Origin of the sequence: Rhizobium sp. R635, from assembly GCF_002211285.1 — a bacterium.
Taxonomy (GTDB): domain Bacteria; phylum Pseudomonadota; class Alphaproteobacteria; order Rhizobiales; family Rhizobiaceae; genus Rhizobium.
Genome location: NZ_LOKX01000015.1, coordinates 67,633 through 83,999, shown reverse-complemented (window position 1 = coordinate 83,999; position 16,367 = coordinate 67,633). Strand labels below are relative to the sequence as shown.

Here is a 16,367-nt window from a genome sequence, read left to right as displayed (position 1 = left end):
CTGGTTGATGTTCTCGTCATGCGGGTCTGGGCACTCTTTCAAATCGCGCGGAGACTAAGCTGATTTGACGCGCATTGCCAGGAAGTTTGACGGAGAACGAACGGCCAGGCAAAACAAGCCTGCGTGACAATCCGACGCATCGGCCCCATGGCGCGGCCGGCGTGATCTCAGACGCGGTGATAGGGGTGGCCGGACAGGATGGTCACGGCGCGATAGAGCTGTTCGGCGATCAGCGTGCGGACGATCTGGTGCGGCCAGGTCATCTTGCCCAGGCAAAGCGTGGCGTCGGCGCGGTCGTACAGCGCCGGATCAAGACCGTCGGCGCCGCCGATCGCAATCGTCAGATCGCGTTTGCCCTGGTCGCGATAGTTGCCGAGCAGGTTGGCGAAGGCTTCGCTGTCGAGCGCCTTGCCGCGTTCGTCGAGAAGAATGAGGATGCTGCCCTCGGCAAGCGATTTCAAAAGCATCGCCCCCTCCTCACGCTTGCGGGTGTCCGCATTGGAGGCGCGGCTTTCGGCAACTTCGGCGACACGGCTGAATTCGAGGCCGACAGCGGCGCCGGCCTTGGCGAAACGGTCGAGGTAACGGGCCACAAGATCCTTTTCGGGGCCGGACTTCAGCCGTCCCACCGCAAAAAGACCAATTCGCATTCGCCCCGCTCCCGCTCATGTCGGCATTTGGACGCGCAATGCGCCTCGGGCCGGTTTAGATGTCCCGGCCGATCAATGCCATGTCTCAAGCGCCGGACGAAAGGCCGGTCCGCCTTTCAGTGCCGTGTTTCTTCGTCCATATCCGGAGCTGCCCACATCTTTTCGATGTTGTAGAACTCGCGGGTTTCGGGGCGGAACACATGCACGATGATGTCACCGGTGTCGATCAGGATCCAATCTCCGCCTTCCTGACCTTCGACGCGGGCCGGTCCGAAGCCGTCGTCCTTGAGGTCGGTGAGCAGATGATCCGAGATCGCCATGACATGCCTGTTCGAGCGGCCGGAGACCACGACCATGTAGTCTCCAAGCGCCGATTTTCCGGCAATGTCTATGGTGACGATATCTTCAGCTTTGGAGTCCTCGAGGCTGGTGAGGACGGCTTCTAAGGCGCGGGCGGCGGCATCGGCGCCACGTTCCGCACTCTTCGGGACAACGGCGAGCGTTTTTCCCTTGGCGTGTACTGTTGTCAGTGCTTTCCCTTTCCTGGAATGACAAACTATGCACAACACGAGATCCGATTACGACCGGATCATGGTTAAGATAGGCATCAAACCATTAATGTTTCAAGACGCGCTAACGTACGGAACAGCGGAAAACCCGATCTTACGTTAGAATTAAAGAATATTGCCGCCGGAGCTGCTTTTTCCGGGCGGTGTACAGTTTCCATGCCGCAGCGTAAAGTGCGGCAAATTCCACGATCTTTGGCTTCGATGACCGACTCGGCTGCAAAACTAATCGTTCCCGTCCTGCGAATCAGCTTTCCGGATGAGGATCGTCTCGGTCACGGCAAGATGGAACTCCTGGAGCATATCCGCGAGACCGGGTCGATTTCGGCAGCGGGGCGGGCGATGGACATGTCCTATCGGCGCGCATGGCTGCTCGTCAGCGAGATGAACCGGATGTTCTCGGAACAGGTGGTGGAATCGCAGCGCGGCGGGCAGAAGGGCGGCGGCGCGGCGCTGACGCCGTTCGGCGAGGAATTGCTCCAGCGCTTCCGCCGGATGGAAAAGACGGTCCGGGAGAGCCTTGCCGAGGATCTCGCCTGGCTCGAAGGCAAGCGCAACCTGCAGCCGGTCAGGCGCAGCTGATCAGCCTTCCAGGGCAACTGTCTTGATGATGGCGAAGACGGGTTTGCCAGGCTGGAGATCGAGGCGCTCGCAGGAGAGCGCGGTGATGCGCGAGAGAACGGTATCGCCGCCGCAATCGAGCCGGATTTCGACCGTTCCGTCTTCGTCCGGCGACATGTCTTCGATCCTGCCCTCAAGAATGTTGAGCGCGCTGAGGCCCTCCGGCCTTGCGGTCGCCAGCATGACGTCGCGGGACGGAATGCGGATACGGACCTGTCTGCCTGATAAAAGAGCGGCACCGGGAACATGCAGCCGGCTGGATTTCAGGGCGACGATCGACAGGCGGTGGCGCGCGTCGAAGCTCTCGACGGTGCCTTCCAGCAGCGCGCCCGCCTCTTTCCGGTCGGAGGCCGCAGAGGGACGGCTTAATATGTCGATGGCTGGGCCGGTCGCTTCCACCTTGCCGTCGTGCATGACGACGACCTGGTTTGCCAGCCGCGCCACCTCGGCGATCGCATGGCTCACATAGACGATCGGGATTTGGGTCTCATCGCGCAAGCGCTCGAGATAGGGCAGGATCTCGGCCTTGCGCGCTTCGTCCAGGGCGGCGAGCGGCTCGTCCATCAGCAGCAGGCGAGGCGAGGAGAGAAGGGCGCGGCCGATCGCGACGCGCTGTTTCTCGCCGCCGGAAAGCGTCGAGGGACTGCGATCGAGCAGTGCCTCGATGCCGAGCAGGTCGACGATGCGGTCGAAGCTCTCGCCGCGTGCTGCTCCCGGCGCGAACCAGCGGCCGTAGGAAAGATTGGCGCGGACGCTCAGATGCGGGAACAGCCGCGCCTCCTGAAAGACGTAGCCGAAACGGCGGCGGTGTTTCGGAACGAAGATGCCCCGGGCGGTCTCCGTCAGGGCTTCGCCGTCGAGCATGACACGGCCTTGGTCGGGCCGGGCAAGGCCGGCGATGATGCGGATCATCGACGTCTTGCCGGAGCCGGAGCGGCCGAACAGCGCGGTGACGCCGCGCTCGGAAGTGAAGGCGGCATCGAGCGAAAAGGCGCCGAGCCTTTGTTTTGCCTCGACGATCAGGGTCATTCCGGATCGATCCTCCGGCCGGCGAGGCGGGCAAGGAACTCGGAGGCAAGTAGAGCGGCCATTGATATGACGATGGCGACCAAGGTCAGGCGCAGTGCGCCGGCATCGCCGCCCGGCACCTGGGTGAAGGTGTAGATCGCGGCCGGCAGCGTCTGGGTCTCGCCCGGAATGTTGGAGACGAAGGTGATCGTCGCGCCGAATTCGCCCATGGCCTTGGCGAAGGACAGGATCATGCCGGCGATGATGCCGGGGAGCGTCAGCGGCAGGGTGATCGTCAGGAAGACCCAGGCGGGACCGGCGCCGAGCGTTCCGGCCGCCTCTTCCAGCTTGCGGTCGACCGCTTCGATCGACAGGCGGATGCTGCGCACCATCAGCGGAAAAGCCATGACCGCGCAGGCAAGCGCAGCGCCCGTCCAGCGGAAGGAGAAGACAATGCCGAAATATTGCTCGAGCAGGCTGCCGATCGGGCCGCGGCGGCCGAAGAGGATCAGGAGAAGGAAGCCGGTGACGACGGGCGGCAGGATCAGCGGCAGGTGAACGATGCCGTTCAGCACCGACTTGCCCCAGAAGCGGCCGCGGGCGAGCAGCAGGGCAACGAGAATGCCGAGGGGCAGGCTTGCCAGCATGGCGACGATCGAGACGCGCAGGCTGAGCAGTATCGCCGTCCATTCCTCATCGCTCAGGCCGAATATATTCAAATGCAACCGTCCCCCCAGGAAATCCGAGCTACGCCGAGGCGAGCTTCAGATTGACGACAAACCTCCTTCCTTACTCGGCGTCATCCTCGGCCTTGTGCCGAGGATCTGCTGCCCTATCGACCGGAAGCAGATGCTTGGGACAAGCCCGAGCATGACGAAAGAGTAGTAGATCGACTTTATCGGTGGCCTTGACGCTAAGCCGCCGCCGTCGATTCCGCAATCATCTCAACTTCCCAATCACTTCAGAATGGTGAAGCCCTGTGCCGTGAAGAAGGCGGCTGCCTTGTCCGATTTCAAGAAGTCGAGATAGCCTGCGGCATCCGGGTTCTTGCTCTCGGCAAGGATTGCAATCGGATAGATGATCGGCGGATGGGAATCGGCCGGGAAGGTGCCGACGATGGCGACACCCTTATCGGCGGCCGCGTCCGTCTGGTAGACGATGCCATAGGGTGCTTCGCCGCGGGAGACGAGAGCGAGGGCGGCGCGCACACTTTCGGCGCCGGCGACCTTGCTTTCCACCGATGCCCAGACGCCGAGCTTTTCGAGCGCGGCCATGCCGTATTTGCCGGCGGGAACCGATTTCGGCTCACCCATGGCAAGCTTGCCGTCACCCAGCAAAGCGGCAAGATCGAAGCCCTGCTTGATTTCGACAGGCTTTGCCTTGTCCTTTTCGGCCACGAGCACGATCCGGTTTCCAAGCAGGTTCGACCGGCTGTCTGTCTTGATCAGGTTTTTCTTGGCGACGTAATCCATCCAGTCGAGGTCGGCCGAGATGAAGATATCGGCAGGCGCTGCATTTTCGATTTGCTTGGCGAGAGCACCGCTTGCCGCATAGGAGGCGACGGCTTCCTTGCCGCTTTCCCCAGCCCAGGCGGCATTGGCGGCGTCGAGTGCGTTCTTGAGGCTTGCCGCGGCAAAGACCGTCAGCTTTTCGGCGGCAGCGGCCGGCGCCGGCAGCGCTGCCGCGCCAAGCCAGAAAGCCGCGATCGCGGCGGTTGCGAGTTTCATCCATTGGCGGCGGTTTTGCATGCTTTCACTCCCCAGGGTTCGAAATATTTCGACGAATATAACGACACTCACGGTTTGGCTAGGGATATATCCACGAAAATATAACCGTATCGGCGGCCGATCGGCCCTACCTATTCATGAGGTGCATGGCTTTCCGAGAAGACGATATCCATGAATGTGCAACGAGCTCGGATGCCAGCCGGCAAGCCGAAGGACCCGTGGCGGCAACGGTTATTTCACGCATCTTGCCGATTAAAACGGCAGCGTTCCGGGTTGACTACCCGCCGTATTGCATCGTCCGCATTGCTGCGTTGCACAAATCGATATTCACCTTCCTGCGGAATATGGTACAACACCCTCATCGAAACGGCTTTCTCCTCCTCCCATAGCCGTTCGACAGGATCGACAACACTCCTCCTCCCAGTTGTCGATCGAGTTTATAAGCCCGACGGATCTCCTCCCCCGTCGGGCTTTCTCGTTTCTGGATGTCCCTAAAATCAGCCTATTCGGCGCTGCCTGGCAGTGAGCCGTTGCGGATTGCCGTCGAGCTCAGGCCGGAGCGCGGCCCGTGAATGAAGGTCCAGGCCGGGGCCGGCTTCTTCCAGAGAACGCGCGCGTCATCCTCGTCGATGCGGGCGAAATCGAAGGTCCGCGTCATTTTCGAAGAGAGATAGGAGAGCGTCGCGCCCGGCCGGTCGATCACGGCGATCGGGAAGGTGCGGGCGATCTCCTGCCATTTCTGCCATTTGTGAAAGCTCTGCAGGCTGTCGGCGCCCATGATCCAGATGAAATGCACATGCGGATTGCGGGCCTTGACGCGGGCAAGCGTATTGGCGGTGTAGCTGACGCCGAGCGTCTGTTCGAACGCGGTGACCTTGATGCGCGGATCGGCCGCGATCCGTTCGCTCTCGGCGATGCGCTCGGCAAGCGGAGCGAGAAGATTGCGACTTTTCAGCGGATTGCCTGGCGTCACCATCCACCAGAGTTGGTCGAGGCCGAGCCGCTTGAGGGCGATCTCGGCGACGAGCGCGTGGCCCTGATGCGGCGGATTGAAGGAGCCGCCGAACAGGCCGACGATCATGCCGCGCTCGCTGTGCGGCATGCGGAGATAGCGCCGGTCCAGCTTTTCCGTCGTCACGTCAAGGTCGTGTCTGTCCGGCACCGCGCACCCGGTATTTGAAGGAGGTGAGCTGTTCGACGCCGACGGGGCCGCGGGCATGCATCTTGCCGGTGGCGATGCCGATTTCCGCGCCCATGCCGAACTCGCCGCCATCGGCAAATTGCGTCGAGGCGTTGTGCAGCAGGATCGCCGAATCGACTTCGGTGAAGAAACGCTCGACGACGCCGGGGTCTTCGGCGATGACGGCCTCGGTGTGGTTCGAGGAATATTTCTGGATATGGGCGATCGCGCCCGATATGCCGTCGACGACGGCGACCGAGATGATCGCGTCGAGATATTCGGTCGACCAGTCCTCCTCGGTCGCGGGCTTCATGCCGGGCGCGACCTTCAGCACCGTCGCAGACGCGCGGATCTCGCAGCCGGCCTCAGTCAAAACCTCGAGCAGCGGTGTCAGATGTGTGCCGATCGCGGAGCCGTCGACGAGCAGCGTTTCGGCCGCGCCGCAGATGCCGGTGCGACGCATCTTGGCATTGACGACGATCCTCTTCGCCATCTCGACATCGGCTGACGCATCGACATAGATATGGCAGAGGCCTTCGAGATGGGCGAAAACCGGCACCCGGGCCTCGCTCTGCACCCGGGCAACCAGGCTCTTGCCGCCGCGCGGCACGATGACGTCGATCGCTCCGTCGAGGCCGCGCAGCATGGCGCCGACAGCAGCGCGATCCGTCACCGGAACGAGCTGGATCGCATGCTCCGGAAGGCCCGCCGCCTTCAGGCCCTCGACCATGCAGGCATGGATAGCCTGCGATGAACGGCGCGAATCCGAGCCGCAGCGCAGGATGACCGCATTGCCCGCCTTGAGGCAAAGCGCGCCGGCATCCGCGGTGACGTTCGGCCGGCTTTCGAAGATCACGCCGATGACGCCGAGCGGCGTGCGGACGCGTTCGATCTTCAGGCCGTTCGGCCGGTCCCAGGCGGCGATGACTTCGCCGACTGGATCGGCAAGGGCGGCGATGGCGCGGATTCCCTCGGCCATCTCGGCAATGCGCTTGTCGTTCAGCGTCAGCCGGTCGACGAAGGAGGCAAGCGTTTCGGTGCCTTCGATGTCCTTCAGGTCCTTGGCATTTTCGGCAAGAATATGCGCCTTGTTCGCCAGGATCGCATCGGCCATGGAATTCAGGGCCTTGTTCTTCGCCTCGGTGGACGCAAAGCTCAACGGTCGCGCTGATGCCTTTGCCTTGCGGCCGATGTCGTTCATCAGCGCGTCAATGTCAGGGCCTTGCGCAACGGTATCAAGCATAGCTCGCGTCCTTCTTCTGCCTTTCCGATTTCGACCGGATCTGCGCGGTCATCACCATATCGTCGCGATGGACCATGGCGGCACGCCCGGCATAACCGAGGATCGCCTCGATCTCCGCCGATTTGCGGCCGGCGATGCGGCGGGCGTCGTCGGCATCATAGCTTACCAGGCCGCGGGCGATCTCGCGGCCGGCGGGGCCGATGATCGCAACCGTATCGCCGCGGCTGAAGAGGCCGGAAACGCTGCGCACGCCGGCGGGAAGCAGGCTCTTGCCGGATCCGAGTGCCGTGACGGCGCCGTCATCGACATGCAATTCGCCGGCCGGCTGCAACTGACCGGCGATCCAGGTCTTGCGGGCGGTTACCGGTGTGCCCGAGGGGGCGAACCAGGAGGAGCGCGCGCCGTTTTCGATCGCCGACAGGGGGCTTTCGGTCTTGCCCGAGGCGATGATCATGGCGCAGCCCGAGGTGGTGGCGATCTTGCCGGCATCGATCTTGGTGCGCATGCCGCCGCGCGAAAGCTCGGAAGCGGCCCCTCCGGCCATCGCCTCGATTTCGGGGGTGATTTCGGCAATCGTCTCCAGGAAGGCCGCATTCGGATCGAGATGCGGCGGCGCGGTATAGAGGCCGTCGATATCGGAGAGAAGGATGAGCAGGTCCGCGCCGGTCATCGTCGCGACACGGGCGGCCAGGCGGTCGTTATCGCCATAGCGGATTTCGCTGGTCGCGACCGTATCGTTCTCGTTGATGATGGGGACCGCGCCGATCTTCAGCAGCTGATTGATCGTGGCGCGCGCGTTGAGATAGCGGCGGCGCTCTTCCGTATCGCCAAGTGTCAGCAGGATCTGGCCGGCGACGATCTCGTCGCGCGAGAGGCTCTCTGACCAGGCGCGCGCCAGCGCGATCTGGCCGACGGCCGCCGCCGCCTGGCTTTCCTCCAGTTTCAGCGCGCCCGAGGGCAGGTCGAGCACCGAGCGGCCGAGCGCGATCGCGCCCGAGGAGACGACGAGCACGTCGATGCCCTTGGCCTTCAGGCCCGCGATGTCGGCGCACATGGCGTCGAGCCAGGCCTTCTTCAGGCCGGCCTTGCGATCGACCAGAAGAGCGGAGCCGATCTTGATGACGATGCGGCGATAGCGGCCAAGCGGCTTACGGCTGGTCATCGGCCCCATCCTCGCCTCTATTCTCGCCCTTGTCCTCCTCGCTGACGATCATGTCGCGATGCCGGAGCTTCGGCACCTTGGCGGGCTTCTCCTCGGCATTTTCCTCGACGATGATATCGCGCAGCGCGCGCAGGACCTCGGTCATGCCCTTGCCGGTGACGGCGGAAATCTGGAACGGCGTCTTGCCGCAGGCTTTCGCCAATTCCTTGGTCTTCTTCTTCAGTTCGGCCTCGTCGAGCACGTCGATCTGCGACAGCGCCACGATTTCGGGCTTATCGGTCAACTCGTTGCCATAGGCTTCGAGCTCGTACTTGACCGTCTTGTATGCCTTGCCGACCTTTTCCTCCTGGGCGGAGATGAGATGAAGCAGCACGCGGGTGCGCTCGACATGGCCGAGGAAACGGTCGCCGATGCCGACACCCTCATGGGCGCCTTCGATCAGGCCCGGAATATCGGCCAGGATGAATTCCCGCTCGTCGATGGTGGCAACGCCGAGATTGGGATGCAGCGTGGTGAAGGGATAGTTGGCGATCTTCGGCCGGGCGCGGGTGACCGATGCCAGGAAGGTCGACTTGCCGGCATTGGGCAGGCCGACGAGGCCGGCATCGGCAATCAGTTTCAGCCGCAGCCAGATGGTCTTTTCCTCGCCGGGCAGGCCGGGATTGGCCCAATCCGGCGCCTGGTTGGTCGAGGTTTTGAAATGGGCGTTGCCGAAGCCGCCATTGCCGCCATGAGCGAGACAGAAACGCTGACCTTCCTCGGTCAGGTCGCAGATCATCGTTTCCCGGTCTTCCTCGAAGATCTGGGTGCCCACGGGGACCTTCAGCGTCACGTCGCTGCCGTTGGCACCGGTGCGGTTGCGGCCCATGCCGTGGGTGCCGATCGTCGCCTTGAAATGCTGCTGATAGCGGAAATCGATCAGCGTGTTGAGGCCGTTGACGGCCTCGACCCAGACGTCGCCGCCGCGTCCGCCGTCACCGCCGTCGGGTCCGCCGAACTCGATGAATTTCTCGCGCCGGAAGGAAACGCTGCCGCCGCCGCCGTCTCCGGATCGGATATAGACCTTTGCTTCGTCGAGAAATTTCATTTTACTTCCAGTATCCGGTGGCAGTTGGACGGCCCGTCTCGGCCCATTCGATATAGGCGGTTCCGACGGAGGTCAAAGATTATCGTGAATTTCGCGAGCTATAACATACAGTACGGCTTCGGTCTCGACGGCAGATACGATCTGGAACGAATTGCCCGCAATCTCGAAGGCGCCGATGTCATCGCGCTGCAGGAGGTGACACGCGGCTTCTCCCGCAACGGTTTTGCCGACATGGCGGCCGATGTTGCCGCTTTCTTTCCCGACTATTTCTGGGTGTATGGGCCGGCCTGCGACATGCATGTCGAAGCTGCTCAAGACGGGCTTCCGCCGGTGCGCGGCACCCGCTTCCAGTTCGGCAACATGGTGCTGTCCCGCTGGCCTGTCATCTCGACCCGGACGCTGCTTCTGCCGCGCAGCCGGACGATCGGCAAGATCAACCTGCAGCGCGGCGCGACCGAAGCGTTGATCGCCGTTCCCGGCGGGGCGGTCCGCGTCTATTCCGTCCATCTCGACCATGTCTCCGCCGACGAGCGCATCCGCCAGCTGCAATTTCTGAACGCCCATATCAACGCGTTCATCCAGGACGGCGGGTCGCTGACGGGCGGTGGCGAGCTCGATCTGCCGGAGCCGCCGCTGCCGGAGGATTACGTCATCATGGGTGATTTCAACATGGAGCCGGAATCGCCGGAATATTGCGCGCTTGCCGGCGCCGGCGGCGGATATTACGGCCGCGTGGCCAGGATCGGCACGCCGGTCGACGCCTTTGCCGCGCTCGGGGCTTACGGGCCGGAGAGCTACAGCTGGATGGATCCCGAAGACCACGGCAAACGCATGCATCTCGATTACTGTTTCGTCAGTTGCGGCCTGGAGAGCCGGTTGAAATCCGCCCGGATCGATACGCAATCCGTCGGCTCCGATCATTTCCCTGTCTGGGTCGAGATCGGCGATTGACGAAGACGCCGCCGAGCCGGCGGCGCCTCCTTTTCGATTATGCAACTTTCCGCGGCTGCAGCATGCCCGGCTGCAGCACGGTTTCGATGTGCGACACCATGGTGTTGCGGGCGAAACAATAGATTTCGCCGCAACCGGTCATGCGAAACCCGAGCTTCTCCTGCAATCGCAGCGAAGCCGGGTTGTCTGCGAAGACACCGGAATGAACAGGCGTCTCCGGCATGCGGCGCGAGAAGCGCTCGATGATCGCCGCCACCGCCTCGCTCATATAGCCGCGCCGCCAGTAGTAGCGGTTCAGCCAGTAGCCGAGGTGCCAGCGTCCGTGGCGCAGTTCGATCGAGACGTTGCCGATATGGACATCGTCCCTGCCGGTGATGGCGAGCGTCCAGTCGGGCAGGGTGCCTGACGTGACCGGCATTAGCCAGTCCAGCGCATCCTGCCGGTCGAAGGGCGCGGGTACGCGGGAAAGCATGCGCGTCACCGCGAAATCGGAAAGCGATTCCGCGATGGCAGGGGCATCGCTCAGCCTGTGGGGGCGGAGCGTCAGCCGGGCGGTCGAGATGACAGGCGCGGGGCCTGGCATCATCGGCCTGGTGTCCGGCTTCTGCAGTGCCGTCGTGCTCATGCGATGTTCCCCCAGCTTCTGAGAGACATCCAGGTCTTGCGGTCGAGCCTGTACCATTCCACAGGCACGTTGCTGCCGAGCGCCAGCGAGGCTGCGAGCCCCGATCCCTGGAACTGGAAGCCGCACTTCTGGATGACGCGGCGCGAGGCGACGTTCATGACCCGGCAGCGGGCGTCGATCTGATCGACGTCCTGACGCGTCCTGAACACCATATCGACCAGAGCATGGCAGGCCTCGGTCGTATAACCCTGGTTCCAGTAGGGCTCACCCAGCCAGTAACCGATCTCGACGGTCCTGCCGTCGGTATGCGGTTCCACGCCGCAGCACCCCATGAAGGCGCCGTTTTCGGCTTTGGTGATGGCATAGACGCACTTACCAATCTCGCCATTTCGCGTACGCCAAACAAAGTCGGCGGCATCATCGGCGGTATAGGGGTGCGGCATACGCGATACCATGGTGGCGACTTTGGCGTTGTTGGCGAGATGGGCAAGGGCGTCGATGTCTTCCTCGTGCGGCGCGCGCATGACGAGCCGTTCCGATAACAAGACAGGGCAATCAGTCCTTAACCGCTCCGGCCTCAGCCGTTCCTTGGGAGACCTCTGGTCTTCCCTGGGCGACCGTGATTGGTCGACCCTTATCAATTCGCCTTGCATGTTCAGTCCTCCTGTTTGGACAAAGAAAAAGGGGAGATGGCGCCCCATCTCCCCTGTTTTCTGGACTGAACCTGGTACGGCCAGCCGGGTCGATGAGACGCCGGCTGTTTTAGAGCGCTACCGGCTTATTCCGCTGCTTCCGCTTTCGGCATGACAGACACGTAGACGCGACCGTTGGCCTTCGTTCGGTAGTCCACATTGCCGGCGGTAAGTGCAAAGATCGTGTGATCCTTGCCGAGGCCGACGTTGGAACCGGGATGCCACTCAGTACCGCGCTGACGCACGATGATGTTGCCTGCGATGACGGCTTCGCCGCCGAACTTCTTCACGCCAAGGCGCTTGGATTGAGAATCGCGACCGTTGCGCGAGGAACCGCCAGCTTTTTTGTGTGCCATTGGAGTTCTCCTTTAAACCTTGTCCCGTTGATCTTACTTGGCAGCCACGATGTCCGTGATACGGACGACCGTGTGATGCTGGCGATGGCCGCGCGAACGCTTCGAATTCTGACGACGGCGCTTCTTGAAGGCGATGACCTTCTTGCCGCGGGTCTGGTCGACGACTTCCGCCTTGACGGAGGCGCCGGCTACGAAGGGCGCACCGATCGCCGCGTCGGCGCCTTCGCCGATCACGAGAACTTCGGTGAATTCAATGGAGTCGCCAGCGGATGCTTCAAGCTTCTCGATGGTCAGCACGTCGTTGGCTGCCACACGGTACTGCTTACCGCCGGTCTTGATGACTGCGAACATTTTTTATCCTTTCATGTTCGTTCCAGCGCTCCCCGCCAATTCAGCAGGTGGCTGTCTTTTTATCAGTCGAAGTTAAGCAGGGATTTCAGAGGCGTAACCTCGAACTCTTCCTGCCGGTGAAACGCCCCGCGCGAGCGCGAGACGAGCAAGGCACGGATTTCCCCGAACCTATTGCGCAGCCGAGATACGCGAGTGACAAAAAGGTGTCAAGGCAAAAGGATGGAATGCTTCGACTTTTCGGCTTGCCAACCTGTCATCTGCCCGTTATGAGAACGCCCGCGCCGAACAAGCGCCGACCAAGACCGCGGAGAGGTGGCAGAGTGGTCGAATGCACCGCACTCGAAATGCGGCATACCTGCAAGGGTATCGTGGGTTCAAATCCCACCCTCTCCGCCATTATCAACTTCGGCCGTAAGGCCTTCCCGCTATCTTCTTATTTCTCTCTATTTCGGATGCCGTGTTTCGTGGGTGCCGGCAGCTACGAGGCTGCTGCCCAGTCGAGCACTTGCAGGCCAGGCACACGAACGAACTCGCCTGTATTGGCTGTCACCAGCACGGTGCCGGCTCGGCGCGCTTGGGCGGCTATCAGCACATCATACGGCCCGATCGGTGTGCCCTGTCTCCGGAGATGGGCGCGAATATCCGCTGCTTCTTCTGCGTCGCCCTCCTTGAAATCGATCAGAGAAATCCCGCCCGAAGCGATGAACAGGGCGATCTTCTCCTCGTTAGCGTGTCGGCGCTCGCTGGCTGCTGCACCATACATCAGTTCATGGTAGACGATGATTGACAGGCCGAGCGGGGTTCCTGCATTTCGCGCCTCATCGAAGCGCTCGCGAACTTGACGTGGCCGTCCGTTCAAGAGCGCGATTGCGACATTGGTATCAAGGTGGATCATCAGTCGAACACGATGCGGTCGGCTGGCATAGATGGTTGCTCACGACCTTCGGGCATGAAAGGCGTGTCGCCTACCGTGTCGATTGCCGCCCAAGGCATGGCGTTGTGAGCGTCGAGCGGTTCGAGGATCACGCGATTGCCGATCCGGCTGACCCGGACCTCCTTGCCTTCGAAGCGGAACTCTTTTGGCAGGCGCACGGCTTGGCTGCGCCCATGCGTGAATAGCTTGGCGGTCGCGCTCATAGTGAGAGACTCCCTTGGTAGATACTTATTAATATCTATCATGTGTTGAGAGCTGTGGTCAATTCATCCGGGTAATGCGCTATTAGCTGGTGTCAGCTTCTGAGCAGCTTTTGGACCAGGCTCCAACCTGCCGCTGCTCATGCATGTCCGTGCCAGGCCGCTCGTGAAGCCGGGTATTCGGCCTAACGCATCAGGCTCCAGAAGCCATGCTTGTTTCCGTGCTGGCGCTTCAGCTCGGCAACATAGGCGCCATGAGGCCGGGCGCTGCCGAAATCGTCGATATGAGGTGCCAGCGACGCGCATTCCGCCAGATGGCGGGCGGCATGCTTGTAACGGCTGGATCGGCCGTAATCGAGGGCGAAGCCGATCATCGACCGCAGCACGATGGTTGCCGCGAGCGGGTATTTCTCCTGCAGCATTTCGGCGGCGGGTGTCATCAGTTCGTACAGGTCGCCGTCCAGTTCGGCCTGGCGCTTGGATATGAGTTTCGCCGCCTCGGCAGGCGCAGGCCACGCGAGGAAAAAGGCAAGGGCTCGATGAACGTCGGGAAAGCCATGTGCAAAGGCGAATGCCTTCTCCTCGGCTTCGATATCGTCGAAGTCGGCGAGCCTTCGCAGGAAAGCGCGGAGGTGCTCTCCATTCAGCGACTGCTCGAAGCATTGCCATTGATAGGCCTGCGCTTCCTCTCCTCGTCCGAGCGCCACGAGTGCTTCGACGCGGGCGCGCTGCCATTCAAAAGGCAGCTCGAACCGCCCTCTGTGATCGGCGGCGTCCAAAATCTCCAATGCTTCCCCGGCGCGTCCAGCTAAAAGCAAACGGCCGGCAATCTCGGCTGCGACCGCCGGCGCTCTTAACGTCGCTTCCGGCTGCTGGGCGATGAAGGCATCGACATCATTCTGGGCATCGGCAATTTCCTGCAGGGCGATGCGCGCCGTCAGTTGCCGATGGTTGGCGTAGATCTCGTCCTTGTAGATCGGCCCGGTGCCGCCCCAGCCGAAAATCTCCCGGTCGGCGTCGGCAGGCTTCTCCTCCGCTTCGTTCGACCACTGCGCCAGGAGGCTCTTCAAACGTTCCAGGCCGTGCTTGCCCAGCGCCGGAACCATCTCGGCGATCAGCGGATCATATTGGCCGTAGTCGTTATCCTGCAGCGCAGTGAAGACCCTGTCGGCAAGCACACCGTTACCGATAGCTGCGGACCTTGCGATGACGCCGGCATCGGCGCATGCCTGATGGAAAGTCTCGATGAACGCGCTGTCGCTGCTGTTGGATCGCCCGAATATCGAATCGGCGATGGCAAGGAATTGCCAGATGAGATCGAACGCTTCCCTCGGATCGTCGGCGGCGACGACGGTGACGATCGCAGACCGCTGTGTTTCGAGGTCCGCGTTAACAGCCTTCACCTTATGCCATTCGATGACAGTGCGTGCTCGTGCGATGCTGGCGAGACGCTTGCGCACCTCACGAGCCACCTCCGCGCTGCCGTGATTGCCGGCAAGCTCCATGCGAAGCCGTCGTTTGTGAGCGGCGCTGCCGGTGCTGATCTCGATCAGCAGCTCGGCGAGACGCTGCGCACCGAGGGTCTCCAGATTCTTTGCGTTGAGAGTTGTCTTTGCTGCCATGGACCGTCGCTATCGTTTCAGGCCGACAGTATCTCAGCGTTCGAGTCAGTCCAAGGTGCCGAGTGAGGAGGCGCCGGGATAATTCCGGGCGCAGCCATATCGCGAATTCGTATGACTTTATCGGCGGTTAGTCTCACCGAATCACGGCCATTATCTAAAAAATAACGCTCCCTCGTAACGACTCCTAAAGCCGGCTTTGGCACCTTGTTGTCTATCGATATTTGCTTCCAAATTTTCGGCTGGGGTTTGCAATGAGTCACAATAGGGACGCCTGGGTCAGCCAGCGCGCTTATTCGCTGTGGGAATCGGAAGGCCGGCCGGAGGGGCGTGGGGAAAGCCATTGGATGCAGGCGCTGAAGGAGTTCGAGCAGCTGGAGCTGACGAAGGCCTCGCCGGATGGAAACGATCTCATCGAGAAGCTGAAGGCCGCGGGGCGGCTGATGCGGATCTATGACGAGCCGGTCCTCGACGTCGAGGACGAGCCGCAGCGGAAAGCGGCCCTTTAAGCAATTTCAGCAAAGATACGGGCGACCGGCAAGTCGCTGCCCGCCTGCCCAACCCTATTGGCGGGCCGCCCAGGCCAGGCCGCGGCGCAGGATCAGCGGCATGTAGGGATGATCGAATTCGGCGGCGACATGGCCGAGGGCGGAATAGAAGATACGGCCGGCGCCGAAGTGGCGCTTGAAGACGACGGGCATGACGACATTGCGCGCCGCCGGATCGTAGGCGCCGGTGAAGGTCGTCGTCGCGAGGATTTCGACGCTTGGATCATAGTGGAGATAATATTGCTCCGAGCGATAGTCGAAGTCGGGAATGCCTTCCATGACAGGGTCGTCCTGGCGGGTGACGCCGACGCGAAAATCGATGATGTTGCCGGGATGGGCGACCCAGGTGACGCCGGAGACATAACGGAAGGCGGCGCTTTCCTTGAAGGAAGTGGCGAGCGCGCCGTGATGGCCGGCGAGCCCGAGGCCGCCGCGCACTGCCTCGACCAAAGCCTCGGCATGGGCTTTTTCAAGCGCCTCGCCTGTTATCACAGGCACGAGAAGATCGGCCTTAGCGAGCTGAGGCGAGGCGAAGATGCCGAGATCACCGGTCACTTCGACGGCAAAGCCATCCTCGCGCAGCAGATTGCCGACGATGCCGGCGCATTGTTCAGGCTCATGGCCCTGCCAGCCGCCCCAGACGATGATCGCCTTTTTCATACAATAGCCTCCGCCGGAATCATTCCTGGCCACTAGATCAGACGGCTATGCAAATCACGCGAATAATGCCCGAACCTATATATCGATGCCACAGATCGGTCCGGCGCTTCGGCATTTAACGTATTGTCCATACACGCGGATTGCAGTTCCTTCTTTTTATTGACGTGTATCTCGTCTAGGTTCCGCC

Annotated in this window: 20 protein-coding genes and 1 tRNA gene; 4 read left to right on the top strand and 17 right to left on the bottom strand. The window is 61.9% G+C overall.

All coding sequences use genetic code 11. The features are described from left to right. Window positions 1–167 precede the first annotated feature (167 nt). The gene (gene rlmH / locus ATY78_RS14325) at window positions 168–650 is read right to left on the bottom strand and encodes a 23S rRNA (pseudouridine(1915)-N(3))-methyltransferase RlmH (protein WP_088682989.1); all 483 of its coding nucleotides are present in this window, start codon (window positions 648–650) and stop codon (window positions 168–170) included. A 116-nt stretch (window positions 651–766) separates the two neighbouring features. Beyond that, window positions 767–1,210, bottom strand: a complete 444-nt coding sequence (rsfS, locus tag ATY78_RS14320) for a ribosome silencing factor (protein ID WP_088683001.1) — start codon at window positions 1,208–1,210, stop codon at window positions 767–769. A 210-nt stretch (window positions 1,211–1,420) separates the two neighbouring features. On the opposite strand from rsfS, the gene ATY78_RS14315 reads away from it, so the two are divergent. After that, window positions 1,421–1,798, top strand: coding sequence for a winged helix-turn-helix domain-containing protein (locus ATY78_RS14315; RefSeq protein ID WP_088682988.1), 378 nt, complete (start codon window positions 1,421–1,423; stop codon window positions 1,796–1,798). Here ATY78_RS14315 and modC read toward each other — a convergent pair whose 3' ends face one another. The 7 genes from modC to obgE form a co-directional block, all read right to left on the bottom strand. Beyond that, the gene (gene modC / locus ATY78_RS14310) at window positions 1,799–2,866 is read right to left on the bottom strand and encodes a molybdenum ABC transporter ATP-binding protein (RefSeq protein ID WP_088682987.1); all 1,068 of its coding nucleotides are present in this window, start codon (window positions 2,864–2,866) and stop codon (window positions 1,799–1,801) included. Next, window positions 2,863–3,564 carry a molybdate ABC transporter permease subunit gene (gene modB / locus ATY78_RS14305; protein WP_088682986.1) on the bottom strand — a complete coding sequence of 234 codons (702 nt, stop codon included), beginning with the start codon at window positions 3,562–3,564 and terminating at the stop codon, window positions 2,863–2,865. The genes modC and modB overlap by 4 nt, the downstream gene beginning before the upstream one ends. Before the next feature lie 237 nt (window positions 3,565–3,801). After that, window positions 3,802–4,593: a molybdate ABC transporter substrate-binding protein gene (gene modA, locus ATY78_RS14300; RefSeq protein ID WP_088682985.1), complete on the bottom strand. Its 792-nt coding sequence runs from the start codon at window positions 4,591–4,593 to the stop codon at window positions 3,802–3,804. Window positions 4,594–5,074: 481 nt separating this feature from the next. After that, a complete protein-coding gene (locus ATY78_RS14295) occupies window positions 5,075–5,674 on the bottom strand; it encodes a nicotinate-nucleotide adenylyltransferase (RefSeq protein ID WP_245313579.1) in 600 nt (199 codons plus the stop codon). 37 nt (window positions 5,675–5,711) lie between these two features. Continuing rightward, window positions 5,712–6,995, bottom strand: coding sequence for a glutamate-5-semialdehyde dehydrogenase (locus ATY78_RS14290; protein WP_088682983.1), 1,284 nt, complete (start codon window positions 6,993–6,995; stop codon window positions 5,712–5,714). Continuing rightward, window positions 6,988–8,157, bottom strand: coding sequence for a glutamate 5-kinase (gene proB, locus ATY78_RS14285; protein WP_088683000.1), 1,170 nt, complete (start codon window positions 8,155–8,157; stop codon window positions 6,988–6,990). The genes ATY78_RS14290 and proB overlap by 8 nt, the downstream gene beginning before the upstream one ends. Next, window positions 8,144–9,244 (bottom strand): GTPase ObgE, encoded by a 1,101-nt coding sequence (obgE, locus tag ATY78_RS14280; protein ID WP_088682982.1) that lies wholly within the window; start codon window positions 9,242–9,244, stop codon window positions 8,144–8,146. The genes proB and obgE overlap by 14 nt, the downstream gene beginning before the upstream one ends. Window positions 9,245–9,328: 84 nt before the next feature. Here obgE and ATY78_RS14275 point away from each other — a divergent pair, with 84 nt between their 5' ends. Continuing rightward, window positions 9,329–10,195: an endonuclease/exonuclease/phosphatase family protein gene (locus tag ATY78_RS14275; protein WP_088682981.1), complete on the top strand. Its 867-nt coding sequence runs from the start codon at window positions 9,329–9,331 to the stop codon at window positions 10,193–10,195. A 37-nt stretch (window positions 10,196–10,232) separates the two neighbouring features. On the opposite strand, the gene ATY78_RS14270 is transcribed toward ATY78_RS14275, so the two are convergent. The 4 genes from ATY78_RS14270 to rplU all read right to left on the bottom strand — a co-directional run bounded on the left by ATY78_RS14270 (window position 10,233) and on the right by rplU (window position 12,219). Then, window positions 10,233–10,820 carry a GNAT family N-acetyltransferase gene (locus ATY78_RS14270; protein ID WP_088682980.1) on the bottom strand — a complete coding sequence of 196 codons (588 nt, stop codon included), beginning with the start codon at window positions 10,818–10,820 and terminating at the stop codon, window positions 10,233–10,235. Next, window positions 10,817–11,473, bottom strand: coding sequence for a GNAT family protein (locus ATY78_RS14265; RefSeq protein ID WP_088682979.1), 657 nt, complete (start codon window positions 11,471–11,473; stop codon window positions 10,817–10,819). Before ATY78_RS14265 ends, ATY78_RS14270 begins: the two co-directional genes overlap by 4 nt. A gap of 125 nt (window positions 11,474–11,598) precedes the next feature. Further along, complete coding sequence (rpmA, locus tag ATY78_RS14260) at window positions 11,599–11,868, bottom strand: 50S ribosomal protein L27 (protein WP_008528580.1); 270 nt, start codon at window positions 11,866–11,868, stop codon at window positions 11,599–11,601. Window positions 11,869–11,901: 33 nt separating this feature from the next. Then, window positions 11,902–12,219: a 50S ribosomal protein L21 gene (gene rplU / locus ATY78_RS14255; RefSeq protein ID WP_007824851.1), complete on the bottom strand. Its 318-nt coding sequence runs from the start codon at window positions 12,217–12,219 to the stop codon at window positions 11,902–11,904. Window positions 12,220–12,525: 306 nt separating this feature from the next. On the opposite strand from rplU, the gene ATY78_RS14250 reads away from it, so the two are divergent. Beyond that, a tRNA-Ser gene (locus tag ATY78_RS14250) sits at window positions 12,526–12,615 on the top strand. Between the two features lie 82 nt (window positions 12,616–12,697). On the opposite strand, the gene ATY78_RS14245 is transcribed toward ATY78_RS14250, so the two are convergent. The 3 genes from ATY78_RS14245 to ATY78_RS14235 all read right to left on the bottom strand — a co-directional run bounded on the left by ATY78_RS14245 (window position 12,698) and on the right by ATY78_RS14235 (window position 14,975). Beyond that, on the bottom strand, window positions 12,698–13,114 hold the full coding sequence (locus ATY78_RS14245) for a type II toxin-antitoxin system VapC family toxin (protein ID WP_088682978.1): 417 nt from the start codon (window positions 13,112–13,114) through the stop codon (window positions 12,698–12,700). Beyond that, window positions 13,114–13,356: an AbrB/MazE/SpoVT family DNA-binding domain-containing protein gene (locus ATY78_RS14240; protein ID WP_088682977.1), complete on the bottom strand. Its 243-nt coding sequence runs from the start codon at window positions 13,354–13,356 to the stop codon at window positions 13,114–13,116. Before ATY78_RS14240 ends, ATY78_RS14245 begins: the two co-directional genes overlap by 1 nt. 182 nt (window positions 13,357–13,538) lie before the next feature. After that, window positions 13,539–14,975, bottom strand: a complete 1,437-nt coding sequence (locus ATY78_RS14235; protein WP_088682976.1) for a DUF6880 family protein — start codon at window positions 14,973–14,975, stop codon at window positions 13,539–13,541. A 251-nt stretch (window positions 14,976–15,226) separates the two neighbouring features. Between ATY78_RS14235 and ATY78_RS14230 the strand changes: the two genes are divergently transcribed. After that, entirely contained in the window at window positions 15,227–15,481 is a 255-nt protein-coding gene (locus tag ATY78_RS14230) for a DUF2934 domain-containing protein (protein ID WP_088682975.1), read from the top strand. Between the two features lie 54 nt (window positions 15,482–15,535). Here ATY78_RS14230 and ATY78_RS14225 read toward each other — a convergent pair whose 3' ends face one another. Next, window positions 15,536–16,180: a ThuA domain-containing protein gene (locus tag ATY78_RS14225; RefSeq protein WP_088682974.1), complete on the bottom strand. Its 645-nt coding sequence runs from the start codon at window positions 16,178–16,180 to the stop codon at window positions 15,536–15,538. Between the last annotated feature and the right edge of the window lie 187 nt (window positions 16,181–16,367).

What these genes read in the sequence shown, in the direction of transcription:
- ATY78_RS14235 (WP_088682976.1), bottom strand. Translation starts at nt 14,975, where the DNA reads ATGGCAGCAAAGACAACTCTCAACGCAAAGAATCTGGAGACCCTCGGT.
- ATY78_RS14295 (WP_245313579.1), bottom strand. Translation starts at nt 5,674, where the DNA reads ATGCCGCACAGCGAGCGCGGCATGATCGTCGGCCTGTTCGGCGGCTCC.
- ATY78_RS14240 (WP_088682977.1), bottom strand. Translation starts at nt 13,356, where the DNA reads ATGAGCGCGACCGCCAAGCTATTCACGCATGGGCGCAGCCAAGCCGTG.
- proB (WP_088683000.1), bottom strand. Translation starts at nt 8,157, where the DNA reads ATGACCAGCCGTAAGCCGCTTGGCCGCTATCGCCGCATCGTCATCAAG.
- modA (WP_088682985.1), bottom strand. Translation starts at nt 4,593, where the DNA reads ATGCAAAACCGCCGCCAATGGATGAAACTCGCAACCGCCGCGATCGCG.
- ATY78_RS14245 (WP_088682978.1), bottom strand. Translation starts at nt 13,114, where the DNA reads ATGATCCACCTTGATACCAATGTCGCAATCGCGCTCTTGAACGGACGG.
- rplU (WP_007824851.1), bottom strand. Translation starts at nt 12,219, where the DNA reads ATGTTCGCAGTCATCAAGACCGGCGGTAAGCAGTACCGTGTGGCAGCC.
- ATY78_RS14315 (WP_088682988.1), top strand. Translation starts at nt 1,421, where the DNA reads ATGACCGACTCGGCTGCAAAACTAATCGTTCCCGTCCTGCGAATCAGC.
- rpmA (WP_008528580.1), bottom strand. Translation starts at nt 11,868, where the DNA reads ATGGCACACAAAAAAGCTGGCGGTTCCTCGCGCAACGGTCGCGATTCT.
- ATY78_RS14270 (WP_088682980.1), bottom strand. Translation starts at nt 10,820, where the DNA reads ATGAGCACGACGGCACTGCAGAAGCCGGACACCAGGCCGATGATGCCA.
- ATY78_RS14265 (WP_088682979.1), bottom strand. Translation starts at nt 11,473, where the DNA reads ATGCAAGGCGAATTGATAAGGGTCGACCAATCACGGTCGCCCAGGGAA.
- modC (WP_088682987.1), bottom strand. Translation starts at nt 2,866, where the DNA reads ATGACCCTGATCGTCGAGGCAAAACAAAGGCTCGGCGCCTTTTCGCTC.
- ATY78_RS14230 (WP_088682975.1), top strand. Translation starts at nt 15,227, where the DNA reads ATGAGTCACAATAGGGACGCCTGGGTCAGCCAGCGCGCTTATTCGCTG.
- ATY78_RS14290 (WP_088682983.1), bottom strand. Translation starts at nt 6,995, where the DNA reads ATGCTTGATACCGTTGCGCAAGGCCCTGACATTGACGCGCTGATGAAC.
- rlmH (WP_088682989.1), bottom strand. Translation starts at nt 650, where the DNA reads ATGCGAATTGGTCTTTTTGCGGTGGGACGGCTGAAGTCCGGCCCCGAA.
- ATY78_RS14225 (WP_088682974.1), bottom strand. Translation starts at nt 16,180, where the DNA reads ATGAAAAAGGCGATCATCGTCTGGGGCGGCTGGCAGGGCCATGAGCCT.
- obgE (WP_088682982.1), bottom strand. Translation starts at nt 9,244, where the DNA reads ATGAAATTTCTCGACGAAGCAAAGGTCTATATCCGATCCGGAGACGGC.